The sequence below is a fragment of the Gilliamella sp. X-23 genome (assembly GCF_057063545.1).
This window is the reverse complement of record NZ_JBXSQG010000027.1, coordinates 2251-5597: the sequence shown is the minus strand read 5'-3', so window position 1 is coordinate 5597 and position 3347 is coordinate 2251. Positions and strand designations below refer to the sequence as shown.

Here is a 3347-nt window from a genome sequence, read left to right as displayed (position 1 = left end):
AATTTAAAAGTCTGGCGGCACCCTACTCTCACATGGGTAATACCCACACTACCATCGGCACTACGGCGTTTCACTTCTGAGTTCGGCATGGGGTCAGGTGGGACCACCGCGCTATTACCGCCAGACATATCCTGTCTTCTTTTCAATTGGCACATTATCTCATATCAGCACCAATCGCTCAATCCGGAACAAACTGTTATTTCAACTTTTATTCTATCAATCGCGTAACCCCAAAACAACTCCGAGTTGTAAGGTTAAGACTCTCGGTTCATTAGTATCAGTTAGCTCAATGTATCACTACACTTACACACCTGACCTATCTACGTCTTAGTCTCAAACGGACCTTACTGAATCTCTTCAGGGAAAACTCATCTCAAGGCTAGTTTCGTGCTTAGATGCTTTCAGCACTTATCTATTCCGCACGTAGCTACCGGGCAATGCAATTGGCATCACAACCCGAACACCAGCGGTGCGTTCACTTCGGTCCTCTCGTACTAGAAGCAAACCCTCTCAATTTTCCTACGCCCATGGCAGATAGGGACCGAACTGTCTCACGACGTTCTAAACCCAGCTCGCGTACCACTTTAAACGGCGAACAGCCGTACCCTTGGGACCTACTTCAGCCCCAGGATGTGATGAGCCGACATCGAGGTGCCAAACACCGCCGTCGATATGAACTCTTGGGCGGTATCAGCCTGTTATCCCCGGAGTACCTTTTATCCGTTGAGCGATGGCCCTTCCATTCAGAACCACCGGATCACTATGACCTACTTTCGTACCTGCTCGAGCCGTCACTCTCGCAGTCAAGCTAGCTTTTGCCATTGCACTAACCTCCTGATGTCCGACCAGGATTAGCTAACCTTCGTGCTCCTCCGTTACTCTTTGGGAGGAGACCGCCCCAGTCAAACTACCCACCAGACAGTGTCCCTTACCTCGATTCAGAAGTATAGGTTAGAACATCAAACATTAAAGGGTGGTATTTCAAGGACGACTCCACACACACTAGCGTGCATGCTTCTTTGTCTCCCACCTATCCTACACATTAAGGCTCAATGTTCACTGTCAAGCTATAGTAAAGGTTCACGGGGTCTTTCCGTCTTGCCACGGGTACACCGCATCTTCACGGCAATTTCAATTTCACTGAGTCTCGGGTGGAGACAGCCTGGCCATCATTACGCCATTCGTGCAGGTCGGAACTTACCCGACAAGGAATTTCGCTACCTTAGGACCGTTATAGTTACGGCCGCCGTTTACTGGGGCTTCGATCAAGAGCTTCTGCTTACGCATAACCCCATCAATTAACCTTCCAGCACCGGGCAGGCGTCACACCGTATACGTCCACTTTCGTGTTTGCACAGTGCTGTGTTTTTATTAAACAGTTGCAGCCAGCTGGTATCTTCGACTGACTTCACCTACATCCGCGTGGGATTTCAATTACCGTCAGCGTGCCTTCTCCCGAAGTTACGGCACCATTTTGCCTAGTTCCTTCACCCGAGTTCTCTCAAGCGCCTGAGTATTCTCTACCTGACCACCTGTGTCGGTTTCGGGTACGATTAACTATAACCTGAAGCTTAGAGGATTTTCCTGGAAGCAGGGCATCAATTACTTCACTGCCTTAGCAGCTCGTCATCACACCTCAGCGTCTTAGTGACCGGATTTGCCTAATCACACGCCTACATGCTTAACCCACCATCCAATAGATGGTAAACCTAGCCTTCTTCGTCCCCCCATCGCAGTTATAGCCAGTACGGGAATATTAACCCGTTTCCCATCAGATACGCCCTTCGGCCTCTCCTTAGGGGTCGACTCACCCTGCCCCGATTAACGTTGGACAGGAACCCTTGGTCTTCCGGCGAGCGGGCTTTTCACCCGCTTTATCGTTACTTATGTCAGCATTCGCACTTCTGATACCTCCAGCATGCCTCACAACACACCTTCTACGGCTTACAGAACGCTCCCCTACCCAATACACTTACGTGCACTGCCGCAGCTTCGGTGCATAGTTTTAGCCCCGTTACATCTTCCGCGCAGGCCGACTCGACTAGTGAGCTATTACGCTTTCTTTAAATGATGGCTGCTTCTAAGCCAACATCCTAGCTGTCTAAGCCTTCCCACTTCGTTTCCCACTTAACTATGACTTTGGGACCTTAGCTGGCGGTCTGGGTTGTTTCCCTCTTCACGACGAACGTTAGCACCCGCCGTGTGTCTCCCATGATTAAACTTGTCAGTATTCGGAGTTTGCATCGGGTTGGTAAGCCGGGATGGCCCCCTAGCCGAAACAGTGCTCTACCCCCAACAGTTACTCATGAGGCGCTACCTAAATAGCTTTCGGGGAGAACCAGCTATCTCCCGGTTTGATTGGCCTTTCACCCCCAGCCACAGGTCATCCGCTAATTTTTCAACATTAGTCGGTTCGGTCCTCCAGTTAGTGTTAACCAACCTTCAACCTGCCCATGGCTAGATCACCGGGTTTCGGGTCTATACCCTGCAACTTAACGCACAGTTAATACTCGGTTTCCCTTCGGCTCCCCTATTCGGTTAACCTTGCTACAGAATATAAGTCGCTGACCCATTATACAAAAGGTACGCAGTCACTACTACCTAATGGCAGCAGCTCCCACTGATTGTACGTACACGGTTTCAGGGTCTATTTCACTCCCCTCCCGGGGTTCTTTTCGCCTTTCCCTCACGGTACTGGTTCACTATCGGTCAATCAGGAGTATTTAGCCTTGGAGGATGGTCCCCCCTTCTTCAGACAGGATATCACGTGTCCCGCCCTACTCTATAAGCTTCCACATATCGCACCTTCGTGTACGGGACTTTCACCCTCTATCGTGCGACTTTCCAGACGCTTCCACTAATACTATATGCTACCCGCTTGGGCTACTCCCCTTTCGCTCGCCGCTACTTAGGGAATCTCGGTTGATTTCTTTTCCTCGGGGTACTTAGATGTTTCAGTTCTCCCGGTTCGCCTCATATAACTATGAATTCATTATATGATAGTGTAGTCTCCTACACTGGGTTTCCCCATTCGGACATCGACGGCTATAGCGCTTTTTATCAGCTCACCGTCGCTTTTCGCAGATTAACACGTCCTTCTTCGCCTCTGATTGCCTAGGCATCCACCGTGTACGCTTAATTTCTTAACCTTACAACTCACAGTTGTCTTGGTTTTAATTACGCTTTTTTCTCTTTCTTTATGTCTCTACCTTTATTAATTCAATCTAACTAATCGTTATCGCTAACGTTTAATCAAATAACTCAATAAATGCATTACACAAGAACGAGAACTCGTTTCTTTCAGCTTGTTCCTAATTGTTAAAGAGCTTTATCTTTCTATTTACTTA

The 3347-nt window shown here is 48.7% G+C and carries 2 rRNA genes; both read right to left on the bottom strand.

From position 1 onward, the window contains the following. Positions 1–9 precede the first annotated feature (9 nt). Positions 10–125: ribosomal RNA gene (gene rrf, locus ACYH9I_RS11215) — 5S ribosomal RNA — on the bottom strand. Positions 126–250: 125 nt separating this feature from the next. Beyond that, positions 251–3149 (bottom strand): 23S ribosomal RNA (locus ACYH9I_RS11210). Positions 3150–3347 lie beyond the last annotated feature (198 nt).